The organism is Ruegeria sp. CDSA033, assembly GCF_059612305.1.
The window spans coordinates 61,279-77,346 of sequence record NZ_JBXWQI010000007.1; the positions used below are offsets into that span (position 1 = coordinate 61,279).

Genomic DNA, 16,068 nt, shown 5'->3' on the forward strand with positions numbered 1-16,068 from the left:
TCCGTTTTCAATCGGCTTGGGGGGCTGACCAGACAAAGCCCGGCCCGTTCAGCAGCCGGTTTAGCAGGTCGTGGGTAAAGGCCCAGATGTCCTCATCATGAACCAGATGGTGGGTCAAGATGCCAAAGGGCTCGGTGTTGTCTGCGCGACCTTCGCGGCGATTTTGCAGCAGCTGAGTGGTCTTTGTGATCAACATGTCCGGGTCGGCCAGTCCGCGTGATCCGCGCCAGTCTATTGGATCCAGATGCGTGTTGATCTGGGCCAATCCGGGCGCTGCCTGCGGGCTGGACCGTGGCGTGGCGGTCGATAAGATGCGATACCCCGCTGCGGGCAATTCCTGCACCACCTCTGGCGCTATGCGGTTCCATGGCGGCACGAACATCGGGCACAATCGATCTGCAAACAGGGTGCGCAGCCGCGATATCCCTGAACCGATATCCCCAGTGATATCGTCCATGGGCCGGTGCAGGCGGAACTCGGATTTCTTTTCATCCGGTGGTGCGTGGTTCTGATGGGCCCAACCGTGCACGACCGGGATTAGGTTTGGATGGGAAGTTACATATTCGATCAGCAGATCTTGGGCATCGCGGGGGATGATCGCCAGATGAACGGGCACCCCAAGGTGGTCTGACATCGCGGTCAAGCGATCAAGCTGCGGCGTTGTGGAAACCGCATCATCGTCGCGCCACCACAAAGGCAGTGCCAGTCCTTGTTGAAGCCAGATATCCAACTCATCCGACAAACTGCGCCAGTCAACACTCATCTGCGGCGCTCCAAAAGTCCTTTGGCGATGCGTACGGATTGCGCTGCGCCGTCGAACCCCTGATCTGAGACTGGACGAGGTTCCGATGAAATCACACGGCCCACGGCCTGGGCCAGCAGGTCTTCGTTCAAATCTTTGCTTGGGATGACATCTATGGCGGGCATTTCCGCAAGGGTGCGGGCGCGCAGGCTCTGCTCGACCTCATTGCCATCATCAAATGGGATAAACACGGCAGCGGTTCCTGCCTGCAGAATATCCAATGCTGTATTGTAGCCACACATGCTGACCGAAGCCGCCGCATGGGGCAGCATCTGGCGAAAATCGGGCCGCACCCCTTCCAGAGTGACTGGGGCGCCCTCCACATGTTTCTGCAATTCTGCAATGCGCGCCTTTGCGTCTTGCCCGCCGACCAACAGGCGCCAGCGCCTGTTCGGCATCTTTCGGGCGGCCTCGATGGCCGCGCGAAAGATCGGTTGCCCGACCGAACCGCCGCCGGCGCTGACAAGCACTTCGCCTTTGCCGATTGCATCCTTGTGCGGTGTTGGGGCCAGCGGAGCCACGAAGCCCGTGTAAAACAGGCGGTCCTCCAGCAGCTCAGACACAGGCCAACTGACGTTCAACGGCACAACGCTCTGGTTCGAATGGACAAGGATGCCGTCGTAGTATTTTGCGACGATCTCATCCGCCCGCTCTGCCTTTGAGGGTTTCGAGGGCGGTGCCAGAATGTCCCGGATCGATCCCAGAATTACCGGGCGCGGGCGTATGTCGCGGGCCGCCTCTAGCGCAGCTGAGAATTCACCTGTCAGGGATCGGCGGCCAAACGGATAAAGCTCGGTGATCAGAACATCCGGTGGAAAGCTCCGAATTGCTTCAACCAAAGCAGTCTTGCGCGCCGCGAAATACCCCTCATCCGCCACCGTTCCGGCTTGTGTCAAAAGACGGGTGAAATCAGTGCCATCCGAGCGCAAAGGGGGCAGTCCCAGCAGTGTTATTCCGGTCGTGTCCAATTGAGGAGCAGGCATCCCACCAGAGACCACAAAGGTATCATGCCCATCCGCGACAAAGGCCCGGCCCAGCGTCAACGCGCGGCTCAGGTGCCCGGTGCCCAACAGGTGGGTGACAACAATTATGACTTTCATTCGCGGGGGCCTTGTCGCAGCAGTCGAACCGGTTCGGGTTGCGGCTGAAAACCATCCAGATCAATGACATAAAGTCGGTTGCGCTTGATCTTGAACGGGGCGGTGCCGTCAAAGTTCCATCCCCAGGCCGAGGCCAGAATGACGCGCATGATCCCAATGTGACACACGGCGACAGTGTCGCCCTGCAAACCGCCCAGCCAGGGTTGCAATCGCGCCCGCACTTCCGCCGGACTTTCGCCGTTCGGCGGGCAATAGTCCCAGCCCCAATCCTCGATATGGCGATATCCGCTATCTGCGTCTGCAATCAGGTCAACGCCGCGCTTGCCTTCCCAATCGCCCCAGTTCATCTCGGTCAGGGCTTCGGACACCTTAGGCTCTCGCCCCGCGACCAATGCGGCGGTTTCGCTGGCGCGCTGCAGGGGGCTGGACCAGAGCGCTGCCTTGTTCCACGACTCGGGCAATTCATATCCGGCCAGTTCGGTGCGCGCGTCATCGTCCAGCGGAATGTCACTGCGGCCCTGAATACGGCCAGCGCGGTTCCAATGGGTGTGGCCGTGGCGCAAAAGAGCAAGTTGGCTCATGCGGTGCCTCCGATCAAAGGCCGCGCAGCCTGCCAGAACCGTTCGGTTGCTGCGGGCATAAGGTGGCGGTTGGACACGTATCCCCGGGCTATCGTACCAAGCGAACGACGCAGGGCAGGGTCGCCAATCAGCGTCTGTAGCCTGGTGGCAAGCGCTTCGGGTCCTGCTTCGACCTCGGGGTAGTTGGCCGGCGCCAGAACATCGCGGACACCGGGCCTGTTCTGCGCAACAACCGGAACTCCGCTGGCCTGCGCTTCAAGGTAAATCATGCCATATGCCTCATTCACGCCGGGCCACACTAAGATGGACGCATTTGCGTATAAGTTTTGCAGGGCGTCACGATCCAGTTGCCCAAGAAACCGGACCTTCGAGCCAAACAGTGTCATAAGGTCTTCGATCTCAGCCCGCGCAGGTCCATCCCCTGCAATATCCAAAGCCCAATCCCCGTTCAAATGCGACAGGGCCTGCGCCAGCAGTTGGTACGACGCCAGTTTGTCGCCATGCCGCATCATTCCCACCGTCAGCATCGGCCCGTCACATGAGGAAGCGGGCGGCAGGCTCGAGATTGGCAAAAAGGGCGGCAATTCGACCAGACGCTGATCCTCGAATTTTTCACGTTCCAGCGTGATAAGATCGTTGGCCGTGTGGTAGAAAACGACGTTCGCCGCGTCGCAGGCATCATGTGCGGCTTGCGCAAAGCCGGACCATGGGCCGCGTAACCTGCTAGTCGCACGGGTACTTTCCAATTGCACATAAGGGATGCCCCGAGCGGCGCACACTTTAGGGCCCAGCAGATCGGGGGCCTTGTAGTAGTTGTGATAGGTCACCCACAAATCCGTGTCGTGGGTCATGTCCGCGATCAGTCGCCGGGCCTCGGCATCGGCGTCAGAGCAGAGACGTTGTTGAACCGCCGGATCGCCCGTTTTGTCATAAATGCGCAAGTCCGAGACGAGATCGACATCATCACCCTGTGCCCCGATCGCCCTGATCAAATTGCGTGCCATTTCCCTGTCGCCCGACGGCACCGGGCTGTCCGGAGATTTCATCGGTGAGAAAAAGGCGACGCGGGCCATCAGTCTTTGCCCGCGCCCAACGCGCTGAGCCGTTTGGACAACAGGGCTATGCCGGGGTCCATGCGGAACTCGGCGATCAGGCGGGAATAGGCAGCGTTGGCCATAGATGCAGTACGCTCAGGAGCGGCGGCCAATTCGGTGATCGCGCTGGCAAGTGCGGCCGGGTTGTCGTCGGACAAAACGCCGTGCGTCCCGGTTTCTATGAATTCCGGAATGGCGGAAACCGGTGTCGACAGGATCGGTAATAGCTGAGATGCTGCCTCCATCAGAACATTTGGCAAGCCGTCGCGATCTCCGTCAGCCGCGATCCGGCTGGGCAGCACGAACAGATCAGAGCCGCGCATCGACTCGATCACTTCGGGCTGGTCACAGGCCCCTTTCCAGGTGATCCGGTTCGCGATACCTTGGGCCTCAGCCCGTTCGCGCAGCGCATCACCAAGCGCACCGCCGCCAATATGTATCCAGTGCCAGTCCAGCGAATTGGGTAGCATGGCGAACGCATCGATCAGGCGATCAAAGCCCTTTTTTTCGACCAGACGACCGACTGAGAGCATGTGAAACGGCCCATCCGGTGCCCGAGCTGCGCGGGTCGGTGGGTCGGGAAAACGGTTCAGGTCCAAGCCATGATAGATCAGATCGACCCGCGCCGGATCATCGGCCAAACTGCGCAAGTGTTCGGCCCCGATGGCAGTACAGGTTGCGCCAAAAGCGGCCCCGTGCGTGCTGGCTTGTAGTTTCTCGGCTTTCTCCCAGTCGGGTGACGTCCAGATGTCCTTGGCGTGTGCCGAAAAGCTCCAGGGCAGGCCGCGCATGATGGCGGCATAGCGTGCGACTGACGACGGTGTATGCATGAAATGCGCATACATCACCTGCGTTTCCTCGGGCAACTCAGCGGCCAGAACGCAGGCCTGCCCGAACCGACGGATGCGGTTATGCGTGGGGTCACGACGCAGGTCAGAACGCCAGACCCGGTAAGCCTCGGTATAGCTGGGCAGGGTCTGCGCGAGGTGGCGCGCGGCCCAGACGCGATCAGGTTCTTCGTACAGGTACTCGGGCAGGTAGTGGACCTGTCCCTTGAACCGATCATGCAGTGGATGGTGTTTGATGTCGGTCGGGTGGCGCAGGGACCAGATGTCAAAGCTGTGGCCCGCGTCCTGCAAGGCGACCAGTTCCTGTGCGATAAACGTCTCGGAAAGGCGCGGCCATCCTTTGACCAGCACCGCGAGCTTGGGTTTTTCTAACGTCATCCGGTGGCTCGTTCCCGTTCCCCACCAAGCAGCGCGTCCACGCGGCTTGTGACATAGTCGAGACCATCCAGCAGGCCGTCGCGGATTGCCTGAGAAGGCAATGGCTGATCGGGCAGATTCCGAATTGCCGTAATCATCGTGTCCGCCGTCAACCCGTCACGGTTTTCGTCCAGCATTCTGACAAGTCCCAGGCCCTCGGCCCGTGAGGCGCGGATCCACTGTTCCAGCCGCGGTGTCGTGCGTGGAACGATGACGGCGCGTTTGTCGAACGAGAGCACCTCGCAGAACGTATTGTAGCCGCCCATGCAGACCACACCTGCAGCGCCGGCAAACAGCGTTTCGATCTGCGATTCAAAGCCAACAGCCGTGACCCGACCATTCAGCGCAGCAACGCGGGTTTCGAAATCGTCCCGCAGCTCGCCCGACAGGAAGGGGCCGTAGACAAGGACAGCGCGCGGTGACAGGTTGGGGTCTTTTTCATAGGCGCACAAAACCTGGTTCACCATGGCTTTACCGTCGCCGCCGCCTCCCGGCGTAATCAGGATGTAGGGCTGTTCCGGCGGATCGCCTATCGGGCCAAGGTCGCGGCGCAAATAACCAGTCCAATGGATACGCGACTGCGCGGCAGCGCTGAGCGGCAGGCCCTCGGTCGGATCATAGATCGAGCGCAGCCCGTACACCCAGATTTCGTCGTAGAACCTTTCGGTTGCTGCAATGGCTTCTTTCCGCTCCCACTCGGCGGCCAACACTTCGGGTTCATCCAAAACGTCACGCAGGCCCAGGACCATTTTGGTGCGGCGGGACCGCAGTAAATTTTCCAGGGTGGGCAACAGCTCGCTGCGGAAACCGGTTGGTTCCTTGTCGACGATAAGAACGTCGGGATCGAATTGCTGAACCGCCGTCTGGATCAGACCCGCCCGCAACTCTGTCACTTCCTCGATGCCCATGCCAATTGTCTGGGATGCATAAGACCCGTCGGCGCGTTTGGTCACACCTGGCAAACGCACGTGGTCGACGCGACGCGGAAAGGTGAACCGCCCGGCCACGGGTGACCCGGTCAGGATCAGCGCCGATGCCGATGGGTCAGCCTGCGTCATCGCACCAGCCAGTGCACGGGATCGGCGCAAGTGACCCAACCCGAACGTATCGTGGCTGTAGAACAAGATGCGCGGCGCACGGCCGGTTGTATCGTTTTGTCTTCCTAGGCTCATGCCTTTGCCCAATTCAGTGTTCCGGTGCAACTCCGCGCGCTTGCACCCGTATCGTATATATTTTTTTCAGCCGCGTGCAAAATCACTGATCCCACCAGTCGTTACCGGCTTGTATCGATTTTAGCCGTGGGTTTCGCATCGGCGCCCTGTTCTATATCAAATTTCCTGCCCATCCGTCATGATGACAGCGTCTGGTTGGTCATATTCAGTTTTTTCCGGGTTGCAAACACTTCTGTTCACAGCATGGTGCGGGGAACACGGCTTGATAAGATGTTGAGGCTGCGGGGGTTGAATATTTGAACCCGCCACCGGGCTTCGATAACCTGTGTTACGAATGGCGAACTGGAAAAATATCCGATGACACGAACATTGCTGGCTGGATTAACGTTTGTAATCTGGTCCCTTACTCTGGCGCTGGTCACCGGTGCAGTTGCGCAGACCTCTCTGATACCGGGGTACCCCTCAGCCGGGGGCAGCAGCTCGGACACAGCCAGCGACAGCGATCTGGCTACGGCGATCCGTTCCGCGACCGAAGCCGGGGCGAGTGTGATTGTCATCGACAGCACCGGGCAAATCGTGTCTTCCGGCCAGCAAAACAGTGTCACCCCCGAGGCTGCACCCGGGGATCCGATGGGCGACGGTTCGCAGCTCATGAAAGCACAGGAGCGGTTTTCGAGGTTTCGCGACTCGATGAATTCACGGCTTCAGGCGCTGCCTTATTCGATCTTCGAGGTGCAATACATCCTGCGTCAGACCAGTCCGGATGGCCGAATACAGACCTATGTCGAGGTCCTGTTCTGGAACGTTCTCTTCCTTTTGATCGGACGATGGTTGTCGATTGAAATCTACGGCAAGCGTATCGCAAAGCGAATCGTCGTCGCGCGATCCAAGGAAGATCCACAAGGCTATCGCGAGAAGATGCCGTTTTTGGTGTTCCGATTCCTGATGGGGATAGGCGCCACGATTTTTGCCATGGTGATGGCGCTTATCGTCGGTTTCGTGTTTTTCGGCGAGGCTGAGGACATCTCGATCCAGTTCACGGTCACAGCAATTTTTACCGCCTTCTTCCTGTCGCGTACGGTGTCTGATCTGTGGCGCATGGTTCTATCCCCGTATCTGAGCCAATATCGCTTGCCGCCGTTCTCGGACCGAGACGCCAAACGCCTGTATATCTGGGCTTCGGCGCTGGCGACCTACGACATTACCGTGGTGCTTTTTGCCACTTGGGTAGCTGATTTTGGGCTGAACTATAACGTCTACGCCTTGGTCTATGGCGGCCTGACCATGTTTGGTGCGATCGGCAATGTCCTGATGATCCTGTTCAATGCCCGCGCCATTTCGAACGCTATTCGCGGCGGGCGCTCACCGGATCAGGTGTCGTGGATTCTGCGCCTGATCTCGTTCGCATGGGCGCCGGTGCTGATCCTGTACATGGTGTTCAGTTGGTTCAAACTGGCCGTCGACCTTGTGCTGGAAAATCAAAACTCGATCCCGATCGTGGCCAGCAGCTATGCCATCTTCATGTCGGTCGTGGTTGCCTATGGGGCCATGAACTATCTTCTGGAACGGTATTTCAATCGCAACAACCAGCTTGACGCGATGAATGCCGATGCTGATGAGGCGGATGCCGAGGTTGAAGCGATCGAAACGCCGCAGGCCGAGATGCGCAAGCACTCGATCCTGACCTACGAAGATCTGGCGCGGCGGGTTGCCGGTATTCTGGCTTTTGTTGTCGGTCTGTATGCGTTGGTTGTCATCTGGAATCCGGATGCCAGCTGGAGCGAGGACCTGCCGATCGAGCGGGCGCTGGATGTGATGGTGATCCTCTTTATGGGCTATATCCTGTTCCATTTTTTCCGCATCGGGATCGACTCGAAGATCGCGCAGGAGATTGACGACGGCGGTGGTGAGGCTGAGCTGGGCGATGAAGGCGGAGAAGGTGGGCAAAGCCGCCTTGCAACATTGTTGCCTTTGTTCCGGGGCGCCATATTAGCTGTCGTTGTTGTGACCATAGCGCTGATTGCACTGATGGAATTGGGTATCAATGTCAGTCCGCTATTCGCGGGTGCTGGCGTTGTGGGCCTGGCCGTGGGCTTTGGGTCGCAGACATTGGTCCGCGATATCTTTTCGGGGGCGTTCTTCCTAATGGATGACGCGTTCCGCAAGGGTGAATACATCGACATCGGTGACGTGAAAGGAACGGTCGAAAAGATCTCGGTCCGGTCGTTCCAACTGCGTCACCATCTGGGCGCGCTGAACACCATCCCCTTTGGTGAGATCAAGGTTCTGACCAACTATTCCCGCGACTGGGTGATCATGAAACTGCCGTTACGGGTGACGTATGACACCGATGTCGAGAAGGTGCGCAAGCTGATCAAGAAGTTGGGTCAAGAGTTGTTGAGCGACCCGGTGATTGGCGACAACTTTATCCAACCGCTGAAGTCGCAGGGCGTGATCGAAATGCAGGACTCTGCAATGATCATTCGGGTCAAGTTCATGACCAAGCCGGGCGATCAATGGCTGGTGCGCAAGAAAGTCTATCAGGATATCCGCGAATTGTTCGCCCGCGAAGGCATCAAGTTCGCACACCGTGAGGTCACCGTGCGCCTGGCCGAAGGCAAGGACCCCGAGGATCTGACACCCAAGCAGCGCGAAGCTGTAACGGGTGCGGTGCAGGCGGCGATTGACGAGGATTATCTGGACGATATCGGTCCGGGTGGGGACGATCGCTGACGGGGTCTCCCGCCCCTTTGGGTGACGTCTCTGGCGAGACGAGACCCAAAGCGTTGGGCCGGGCCGCGCGTACCGCGCGGCGGTTAGCTCAGGTGATGGCCGTGGCCCAGACCGGAGCCGACGTGCCTAGTTTAGGTGCAGGCTTGTCCCAGAACATCTTGGCGGCGCCCACCGTCAGAGCGGGTTTCAGGCGGTGACCGGAGCCCCAGCCTGATTCTTCGAGAGCTTGGCTGTAGTCTGACGGGCTGGCACCGTCGATGACCTCTTTCGTGTCGGACTTGCCGAGAATGGCCAACAACTCGGCCGTGCGTGCGAGCGAGAGCTGGCCCAGCATGATCGCGTTGCCCGAGGCGGCCTCAGCCAAGGCGGACAGCACGGCGGCGGCCATCAGATAGCCGGTTGCATGATCCAGCGCCTGAACCGGCAATGGTGTTGGTTTATCCGCATTTGCCCAGTCACGGCCTGCATCTGCGATACCTGCGCTCATCTGGACAAGGCTGTCGAACCCGCGCCGCGCGGCCCATGGGCCTTGCCAGCCATAAGCGTCTAATGTGACTTCGACCCGGTTTGGGGCCAATTCATCGCGCTTGGCCCTGGTCAGGCCGAGCGCGTCCAAAGCACCGGGGCGATACCCATGGACGAACACATCGGCCTGTGACAGCAACTCCTTCAGCTTTTCCAACCCTGAGGGCGATTTCAGATCGAGGTAAGTGCAGGATTTACCTAATGAGATGTCGGGTATGACACCGGGCTCGTCCCAACCGGGCGGGTCGACACGCAGAACGTCAGCACCAAAACCGGCGAGGGTTCGCGTTGAAACCGGCCCAGCCAGCACGCGCGTCAGGTCGAGGACGCGCAGCCCTGCCAAAGGGCGCTCAACCGTGGCCTCGGATCGATCTCGCAGTTTGATCTGTCGCGGGCTGTGCCAACCGATCAGTGGATCGCGGGACACGGCCCGACCTTGCGGATGCTCTAACCACACTGCCCGGCTACGCATGGCTGCGGAAACGCCACCCTGGGCCACGATTGCCGATTCCAGCTCGCTGGCGGACCATCGCCGCACCGCTTGAGAGACCGCGTCCCGATCTGCTTTGACCTCAAGAACTTTTAGTGCCGCCGCCCGGTGGCGGGGTAGGTTGGTGTGCAGCCTGATCCAGCCATCCGCAGTCTGGTAGTCGCCTGCTATCGCATTCCAGAGACTAGGCATCTCCCAACCATTGGGCTTGAAGGAATATTGATACCAAAGCGAGGCCAGCCGGTGATCCACAGACACGTCCGGCGCGCTGGGCGACAGGTTCAGCGCCGTCGTCAGACGTGCCAGTTCCTGACCCACCGCGCCAAAGGTTGCCGTCGCCAGTTCAGATACCGCGTAGACGCTGGACCAAGCCCCGGTGCCCGTTTTGCGGTATCCGTCGGTTGCAGGAAGGGCCGAAATCAAGCTCATTGCTGGTATGGATCCAGACTGTCACGCAGCCCGTCACCCAGGAAATTGAAGGCCAGCACAATAACAATGATCGGCAGCATCGGGATTGCCGTCCAGGGGTAGATCTCGATCGAGGCCAGGTTCTGCGCGTCGTTCAGCATTACACCCCAGCTGACGGCCGGGGCCCGCAGGCCAAGGCCCAGGAAGCTGAGCGCGGTTTCCCCGAGGATCATCGCGGGGATCGACAACGTAGCCGAGGCGATCAGGTGAGACATGAAGTTCGGTAACAAGTGCTTGCGGATCACACGGCCAGAGCTTGCACCCATCATCTCGGCGGCGCGGACGTATTCCTCTTCCCTTAAGGACAGGAATTTCGCGCGTACGGAACGGGCGAGGCCGGGCCAATCGAGAATCCCGAGGATGATCGAGATGATGAAGAAAACAGCAACCGGGCTCCAGTTTGAAGGCACCGCCGCCGATAGGGCAAGCCAGAGCGGCAGTTCAGGTAGCGAGCGCAAGACCTCGATCACGCGGTTGATGACCCAATCGATCTTGCCGCCGAAATACCCGGCGATTGATCCAAAAAAGATGCCAAGGGTGAACGATACCGAAATCCCGATCAGGCCGACCGTCAGCGACAGCTGCGCGCCATATAGAATGCGGCTGAACACATCGCGGCCCAAACGATCGGATCCCCATAGGAACAGCGTTGCGCCCTCTGGCGCGCAGAACAGGTGGGTGTCTGATTTCACAAGACCTGCAAGCCTGTACTCGGCCCCCTCGCAGAAAAAGCGGATCGGGCGAGGGTCTTCCGTGTCGGGAACAAATTTCCACTGAAAGGTCTCAAGATCAGCTTCGGCCACGATCGGATAGACATACGGGCCAATGAAGGAGCCATCGTGGAACCAATTGATGCTTTGTGGTGGGGCGTAAAGGTGTTCGCCGTTTCGTTCATTCGGGCCATAGGGGGCGATGAATCCAGCGAAGGGCAGCATCAGGTAGCAGAACAGTAGGAAGACGCCTGAAATCAAACCCAGCTTATGGGTTTTGAACTTGCGCCAGACCAGAACCCAGTTGGGTGCGTCCAGATCTGCGCGCTCTAACTGTTGCAGGGCGGCATCCGCGTCGAAAGGTGCATCGTCGACAAAGCGACCGTCGGTGTGTTTGGTCACGCTTCACGCCCCTCGTACCGAATACGCGGGTCCAACATGACCAGCAAGATATCAGAGATCATGGTGCCGATCAGTGTCAGCAAGGCCACGAACATCAGAATGAAGGCAGACAGAAATTGGTCCTGGGTTTTGAGTGCGGTCAGCAAGGTCGGGCCGATGGTTTGCAGGCCAAGCACGACCGACACCAGAACCGACCCGGATACCATCGACGGCAGCAGGTTCCCGATATCCGCAACAAAGGGGTTGAATGCCACGCGCAGCGGATATTTTGTCAGCATTCGCGATGGCGCCATACCCTTGGCAATGGCCGTTTCCACATAAGGTTTGCCCAGTTCATCCAGCATGTTCGCACGCAGGCGCTGCATCATGGCTGATGCGCCAGATGTGCCAATGACGAAAGTCGGCACGATCAGGTGGACAAGAATGGACTTCAACTTTTCCCAGCTCATTGGTTGACCTTCGAAGGATGGGTCCATCAGGCCGCCGATGGGCAGGTTGAAGTAGCGGTGTCCGTAATAGAACAGGATCAACGCTAGCAGGAAGTTGGGCGTCGCCAGACCAAGATAACCAACAAAGGCCGACGTATAGTCGATCCAGGTTCGCGATTTTGCCGCGGCGAGTACGCCCAGCGGTAGGGCAACGGCATAGACGAACAGGATAGCGGCCAGGTTGACTACAACAGTCAGCCATAGGGTATCGCCAACGATCTCGGCCACGGGGCGGTCGAATTCAAAAGACCAGCCGTAATTGCCCTGAAGAAGACCCTCAAACCCGTGCGGTCCGGGCCAGAAGCCCATCCAGACCAGGTACTGTTCCCATATGGGGCGATCCAGGGCGTATTCCGCGCGCAGGAATTCAGCCTTGGCGACCCCGGCAGATTGGCCCGAGGCCTGCAATTCCGCGATCTGATTGCTCAGATAATCGCCGGGTGGCAGGTTGATGATCACGAAGATCAGAACCGACACCACCAGCAAAGTCAGCAGCATCGTGAAAAAGCGATACACCGCATAGCGCAGCATTACCATTTAGCTGCTCCTGATTAGTCGGCGAAAAAGAATTCGTCGGGGCGGTGAATGCCAAAATGTGCGCCGGGCTCCCATGCCCACATACCTTGTTCGGGCACGTTGCGCAGACGGTTGGACACCACGATGGGCTGTGGTGCGCCGTTAAGAATTCCGATGGCGAAAAGCTGGTCAGCGTGGATTTTCAACATCTCGGTCCAGACTGCCTTGCGCTCTTCGTCGGTGGTGGCAACCTCCCAATCATGGGCCAGTTGCATCAGACGCTCGGCTTCGGGCATGTCAGGCGCTTCACCAACATCGCCGCTGGTCTGGTAAAATTGTCCCCATTTGGGCCAGGCCAGAAACACCTGATCCGTAGGGGCCAAATATGCGGGGGATGTGTGCGCCTGCGGGATACCGTCATCCCAGCCAAACCATACCGAGGCCATGGTGTTGCCTGAAAATACGCGGTTGCGCAGAATGTCCCGGTCCAGTGGGCGCATGATCAGGTCCACACCGATTTCGCGCCATGTATCCGTGACGATCTGAAGCGCGTTCTCAACCTCTTGCCGTTCTCCTGCGGTTTCGATGATCAATTCCATCGGGCGGCCATCCGGCAGCAGGCGAATGCCGTTTTTATCGCGCTCGGCCAGGCCAGCTTCGTCCAGTAGGGCGTTGGCCATCTCAACGTCATACTGCGCCCAGGCTTTTGCGTTTTCCTCGTCATAGAACGGAGACGCGGGTAAAACGGACATCGCACCGGGATGGGCCAGCTTGAAATAGAGCGCTTGATTGATGGTTTTGCGGTCGATAGCCAGGGACAGCGCCCGCCGAACACGAACATCGCGCAGAACGTCGCGCCAAACTTCATCCGAGTAGTTCAGGTTCGGGTAGATCGCGATTTGAGATGCGACACCGGTCTTCCACAGCAGAGTTTTGTAGTCTCCGCCGGCTTCGCCCTTTTTCAGGATAGATGCATCGCGAAACGCCAGACCGCGCCCCTGCAGATCAGTCTCGCCAGCATTGGTCTTGGCCGCGACCAAGCCAGCAGCGACGATTTCCATCTCGACGACGTCGATATAAGGCAACTGAACGCCGTTGGAATCGATGCGGTGGTAATATGGGTTGCGAACGAAATTGTGGCGGATCTTCTTGCCCGAACTTGCATTCAGCCAAGGCTGCAGCGTCGGGAGTTCGTGGTTGTCGAACTTGTAGAGGTTGTCCAGTTTGTTGTGCAGCGCCGCCCAGCTTTTGACCCGTGCGTCTTCGACCTGAAAGGCGAGGTCTTCAGCATCTGCGAATTTCTCGTGATACTGTTTGAGGAATTCAGACGGCCGGTAGATGAACGGCGGGCGCGCTTGGGCCAGCGACTGCAGAAAATCAGGATTTGGGTTTTCCCACTCAAAGACAATAGTTGTCTCATCCGGGAAGGTCACGGTTGGCGTTTTTCCTTCAACAATCAGGAAATCAGGTGGGCCAGACGGGCTGAGCATTTCATTGTTGGCAACGTCTTCCCACCAATAACGAAAGTCTTCGGATGTGAACGGCGATCCATCAGACCACTTGTGCCCGTCACGCAGATGCAGTGTGAACTTTCGATTACCTTCGTTTTCATAGGACCCCAGCAGATCAGGGACGATTTCGTAGTTTTCGTCAAACCCAACCAATCGAGCATACCCGTAAACGACCATCTGGCGGATGTCTTTTGACCGGGTCACCATTGTGCGAAGCGTGCCGCCAGGGGCACCAAACTCGCGGCCTTTGGCTGCCAGATCCACGATCAGAGGTTCGGCCGGCAGGCGCTCAGCGACCGGCGGCAGGTTCCCGGCGCTGACCTCGGCTTTCCAGAATTCGCTTTCCTGAGGGGTCGGTGTTCCTGCCGTGGCGGGCAGAACCAAAGTGGCGGCCAACGTGGCAGCCAGAATAAGCGGGCGAGTGGTTTTAAACATGGCATCGTACCTTATGGCCGGGCTCCATCTCTACCAGTGAGGGTATCACGGAGTCCGTAAATCGGAAGGTGTCATCCCAACTGTCTGGTGAACCAGCGCCCAACGCAACCAGTTTAAGGTCGATGGGCCGGTTTATGTCGGGTTCTGGTTGGGCGGCAATCAGCGCCTTGGTGTAAGGGTGTCGGGGGTTATAAAACAGCGTCTCGGGCGGGGCCTGTTCGACGACAAGACCCCGGCGCATCACGGCCACTTCGTCGGCAATGCGCGCCACAACCGCAAGGTCGTGAGAGATGAACAGGTAGGACAGGTTCAACCGGTCCTGCAGGTTTTCCAGCAAGGTCAGGATCTGTTCCTGAACCGATACATCCAGTGCCGATGTCGGCTCGTCACAGACAATCAGCTGCGGGTCCAGCATCATCGCCCGCGCAATTGACAGGCGTTGCCTCTGTCCGCCGGAAAAGGCGTGTGGATAGCGTTTGAGCATATCACCATTCAGTCCCACACGCTGAAGCATCTCGACCGCTTTGTCCCGCTGTTCGGCGGTCGAACCAATGGAGTGGATTTCCAAAGGCTCGGTCAGCGCGTCTTGAATGCGCATCCGCGGACTGAGAGAGCTGTACGGGTCCTGAAAAACCATCTGCGCCTTGCGTTGAAAGGCCGTGCGCTGAGAGCGGTTCATGTGGTGCACAGTGATCGGGTCTTCGCCAGGCGCGGTGCGAAACAGAACCTCGCCACCCGGATCGGGCAGTTCCGCGCCAAGGGCGATCCGCGCGGCCGTTGTTTTGCCCGAGCCACTTTCGCCGACGATTGCCAGTGTTTTGCCGCGGGCCAGATTCAGATCCACACCTCGGCAGGCATGGATCAGCTTGTCCCCCTGCCAGCCCCTGCTGGACCGCATGGTGTAGGTCTTGGACACCCCCTTCATCTGTAGAATGAGGTCATCATCCGGCATCGGCAGCCCGACCGAATCTTCGTCGGGAATTGCAGGGGCCGCGTTGAACAATTGTTGTGTGTAGGGGTGCGCCGGGGCGCTTAGGATCGGGGCGGCTGCCCCTGCCTCCATCACACGGCCCTTGTGCATGACAACGACCTGTTCCGCCATATTGGCAACCACACCAAGATCGTGCGTCACAAGGATCAGAGCCATTCCTGTCTCGCGCTGTAGTTCCTTGATCAGACCAAGCACTTGCGCTTGTGTCGTTACGTCCAGCGCGGTCGTCGGCTCGTCCGCGATCAGCAGTTCTGGCTTGGAAACCATGGCCATCGCAATCATGGCGCGCTGGCGCATGCCGCCCGACAACTCGAACGGGTAAGAATCATACGCACGCTGCGGATCAGGAAAGCCCACGCGTTCGAATTGGGTCAGGACCTCTTTGCGGGCCTGCGCCTCGGACGCGCTCCGATGCAGCCACAAGACCTCGCTGACCTGATTGCCGATCTTGTGCAACGGGGACAGGGATCGCATCGGTTCCTGAAAAATCATCGAAATCCGATTGCCGCGAATGTCACGCATCTGCCGCTCGCTGATCTTGGTCAGATCCTCGAAGCCTTTCGAATCGTTCAGGGTAATAGTGCCACTGCGGATTTGCGCGGCACGGGGCAGAATACGCAAGGCTGCCCGGCACGAGATGGTTTTTCCTGACCCGGATTCGCCAACCAGAGCCAATGTCTGCCCGGCCTCGACATCAAAGTTGACTCCTTTGACAACTGAGTCGCCCGCACCAAAACCGATGCTGAGGTCTCTGACGGACAACAACGCAGTCATGCGGGTTTTCC

12 protein-coding genes are annotated in these 16,068 nt (G+C 58.8%); 1 reads left to right on the plus strand and 11 read right to left on the minus strand.

Features of this window, described 5'->3' with window-relative positions; genetic code table 11:
- Positions 1–7: 7 nt before the first annotated feature.
- The 6 genes from AC2FLA_RS11305 to AC2FLA_RS11330 are packed head-to-tail and all read right to left on the minus strand — an operon-like array spanning position 8 to position 6,014.
- On the minus strand, positions 8–763 hold the full coding sequence (locus AC2FLA_RS11305) for a polysaccharide deacetylase family protein (protein ID WP_496722256.1): 756 nt from the start codon (positions 761–763) through the stop codon (positions 8–10).
- A complete protein-coding gene (locus AC2FLA_RS11310; protein ID WP_496722257.1) occupies positions 760–1,902 on the minus strand; it encodes a glycosyltransferase family protein in 1,143 nt (380 codons plus the stop codon). Before AC2FLA_RS11310 ends, AC2FLA_RS11305 begins: the two co-directional genes overlap by 4 nt.
- The gene (locus tag AC2FLA_RS11315) at positions 1,899–2,483 is read right to left on the minus strand and encodes a histidine phosphatase family protein (RefSeq protein ID WP_496722259.1); all 585 of its coding nucleotides are present in this window, start codon (positions 2,481–2,483) and stop codon (positions 1,899–1,901) included. Before AC2FLA_RS11315 ends, AC2FLA_RS11310 begins: the two co-directional genes overlap by 4 nt.
- A complete protein-coding gene (locus tag AC2FLA_RS11320; RefSeq protein ID WP_496722261.1) occupies positions 2,480–3,556 on the minus strand; it encodes a glycosyltransferase family 4 protein in 1,077 nt (358 codons plus the stop codon). The genes AC2FLA_RS11315 and AC2FLA_RS11320 overlap by 4 nt, the downstream gene beginning before the upstream one ends.
- A complete protein-coding gene (locus AC2FLA_RS11325) occupies positions 3,556–4,803 on the minus strand; it encodes a glycosyltransferase family 4 protein (RefSeq protein ID WP_496722262.1) in 1,248 nt (415 codons plus the stop codon). Before AC2FLA_RS11325 ends, AC2FLA_RS11320 begins: the two co-directional genes overlap by 1 nt.
- On the minus strand, positions 4,800–6,014 hold the full coding sequence (locus AC2FLA_RS11330) for a glycosyltransferase family protein (RefSeq protein ID WP_496722264.1): 1,215 nt from the start codon (positions 6,012–6,014) through the stop codon (positions 4,800–4,802). Before AC2FLA_RS11330 ends, AC2FLA_RS11325 begins: the two co-directional genes overlap by 4 nt.
- A 357-nt stretch (positions 6,015–6,371) precedes the next feature.
- Here AC2FLA_RS11330 and AC2FLA_RS11335 point away from each other — a divergent pair, with 357 nt between their 5' ends.
- Entirely contained in the window at positions 6,372–8,747 is a 2,376-nt protein-coding gene (locus AC2FLA_RS11335) for a mechanosensitive ion channel domain-containing protein (protein WP_496722266.1), read from the plus strand.
- Positions 8,748–8,835: 88 nt separating this feature from the next.
- Here AC2FLA_RS11335 and AC2FLA_RS11340 read toward each other — a convergent pair whose 3' ends face one another.
- Genes AC2FLA_RS11340 through AC2FLA_RS11360 form a run of 5 tightly spaced genes read right to left on the minus strand, consistent with a single transcriptional unit; the run spans position 8,836 to position 16,057 of the window.
- Positions 8,836–10,191, minus strand: coding sequence for a CoA transferase (locus AC2FLA_RS11340; protein WP_496722268.1), 1,356 nt, complete (start codon positions 10,189–10,191; stop codon positions 8,836–8,838).
- A complete protein-coding gene (locus AC2FLA_RS11345) occupies positions 10,188–11,342 on the minus strand; it encodes an ABC transporter permease (protein ID WP_496722270.1) in 1,155 nt (384 codons plus the stop codon). Before AC2FLA_RS11345 ends, AC2FLA_RS11340 begins: the two co-directional genes overlap by 4 nt.
- Complete coding sequence (locus tag AC2FLA_RS11350) at positions 11,339–12,367, minus strand: ABC transporter permease (RefSeq protein ID WP_108860926.1); 1,029 nt, start codon at positions 12,365–12,367, stop codon at positions 11,339–11,341. Before AC2FLA_RS11350 ends, AC2FLA_RS11345 begins: the two co-directional genes overlap by 4 nt.
- Before the next feature lie 14 nt (positions 12,368–12,381).
- Positions 12,382–14,292 carry an ABC transporter substrate-binding protein gene (locus AC2FLA_RS11355; protein ID WP_496722272.1) on the minus strand — a complete coding sequence of 637 codons (1,911 nt, stop codon included), beginning with the start codon at positions 14,290–14,292 and terminating at the stop codon, positions 12,382–12,384.
- Positions 14,285–16,057: an ABC transporter ATP-binding protein gene (locus AC2FLA_RS11360; protein WP_496722274.1), complete on the minus strand. Its 1,773-nt coding sequence runs from the start codon at positions 16,055–16,057 to the stop codon at positions 14,285–14,287. The genes AC2FLA_RS11355 and AC2FLA_RS11360 overlap by 8 nt, the downstream gene beginning before the upstream one ends.
- Positions 16,058–16,068: the final 11 nt, after the last annotated feature.

Excerpts from the sequence above, each read along its gene's own strand:
- AC2FLA_RS11305 (WP_496722256.1), bottom strand. The coding sequence starts at position 763 with ATGAGTGTTGACTGGCGCAGTTTGTCGGATGAGTTGGATATCTGGCTT.
- AC2FLA_RS11310 (WP_496722257.1), bottom strand. The coding sequence starts at position 1,902 with ATGAAAGTCATAATTGTTGTCACCCACCTGTTGGGCACCGGGCACCTG.
- AC2FLA_RS11315 (WP_496722259.1), bottom strand. The coding sequence starts at position 2,483 with ATGAGCCAACTTGCTCTTTTGCGCCACGGCCACACCCATTGGAACCGC.
- AC2FLA_RS11320 (WP_496722261.1), bottom strand. The coding sequence starts at position 3,556 with ATGGCCCGCGTCGCCTTTTTCTCACCGATGAAATCTCCGGACAGCCCG.
- AC2FLA_RS11325 (WP_496722262.1), bottom strand. The coding sequence starts at position 4,803 with ATGACGTTAGAAAAACCCAAGCTCGCGGTGCTGGTCAAAGGATGGCCG.
- AC2FLA_RS11330 (WP_496722264.1), bottom strand. The coding sequence starts at position 6,014 with ATGAGCCTAGGAAGACAAAACGATACAACCGGCCGTGCGCCGCGCATC.
- AC2FLA_RS11335 (WP_496722266.1), top strand. The coding sequence starts at position 6,372 with ATGACACGAACATTGCTGGCTGGATTAACGTTTGTAATCTGGTCCCTT.
- AC2FLA_RS11340 (WP_496722268.1), bottom strand. The coding sequence starts at position 10,191 with ATGAGCTTGATTTCGGCCCTTCCTGCAACCGACGGATACCGCAAAACG.
- AC2FLA_RS11350 (WP_108860926.1), bottom strand. The coding sequence starts at position 12,367 with ATGGTAATGCTGCGCTATGCGGTGTATCGCTTTTTCACGATGCTGCTG.
- AC2FLA_RS11355 (WP_496722272.1), bottom strand. The coding sequence starts at position 14,292 with ATGTTTAAAACCACTCGCCCGCTTATTCTGGCTGCCACGTTGGCCGCC.
- AC2FLA_RS11360 (WP_496722274.1), bottom strand. The coding sequence starts at position 16,057 with ATGACTGCGTTGTTGTCCGTCAGAGACCTCAGCATCGGTTTTGGTGCG.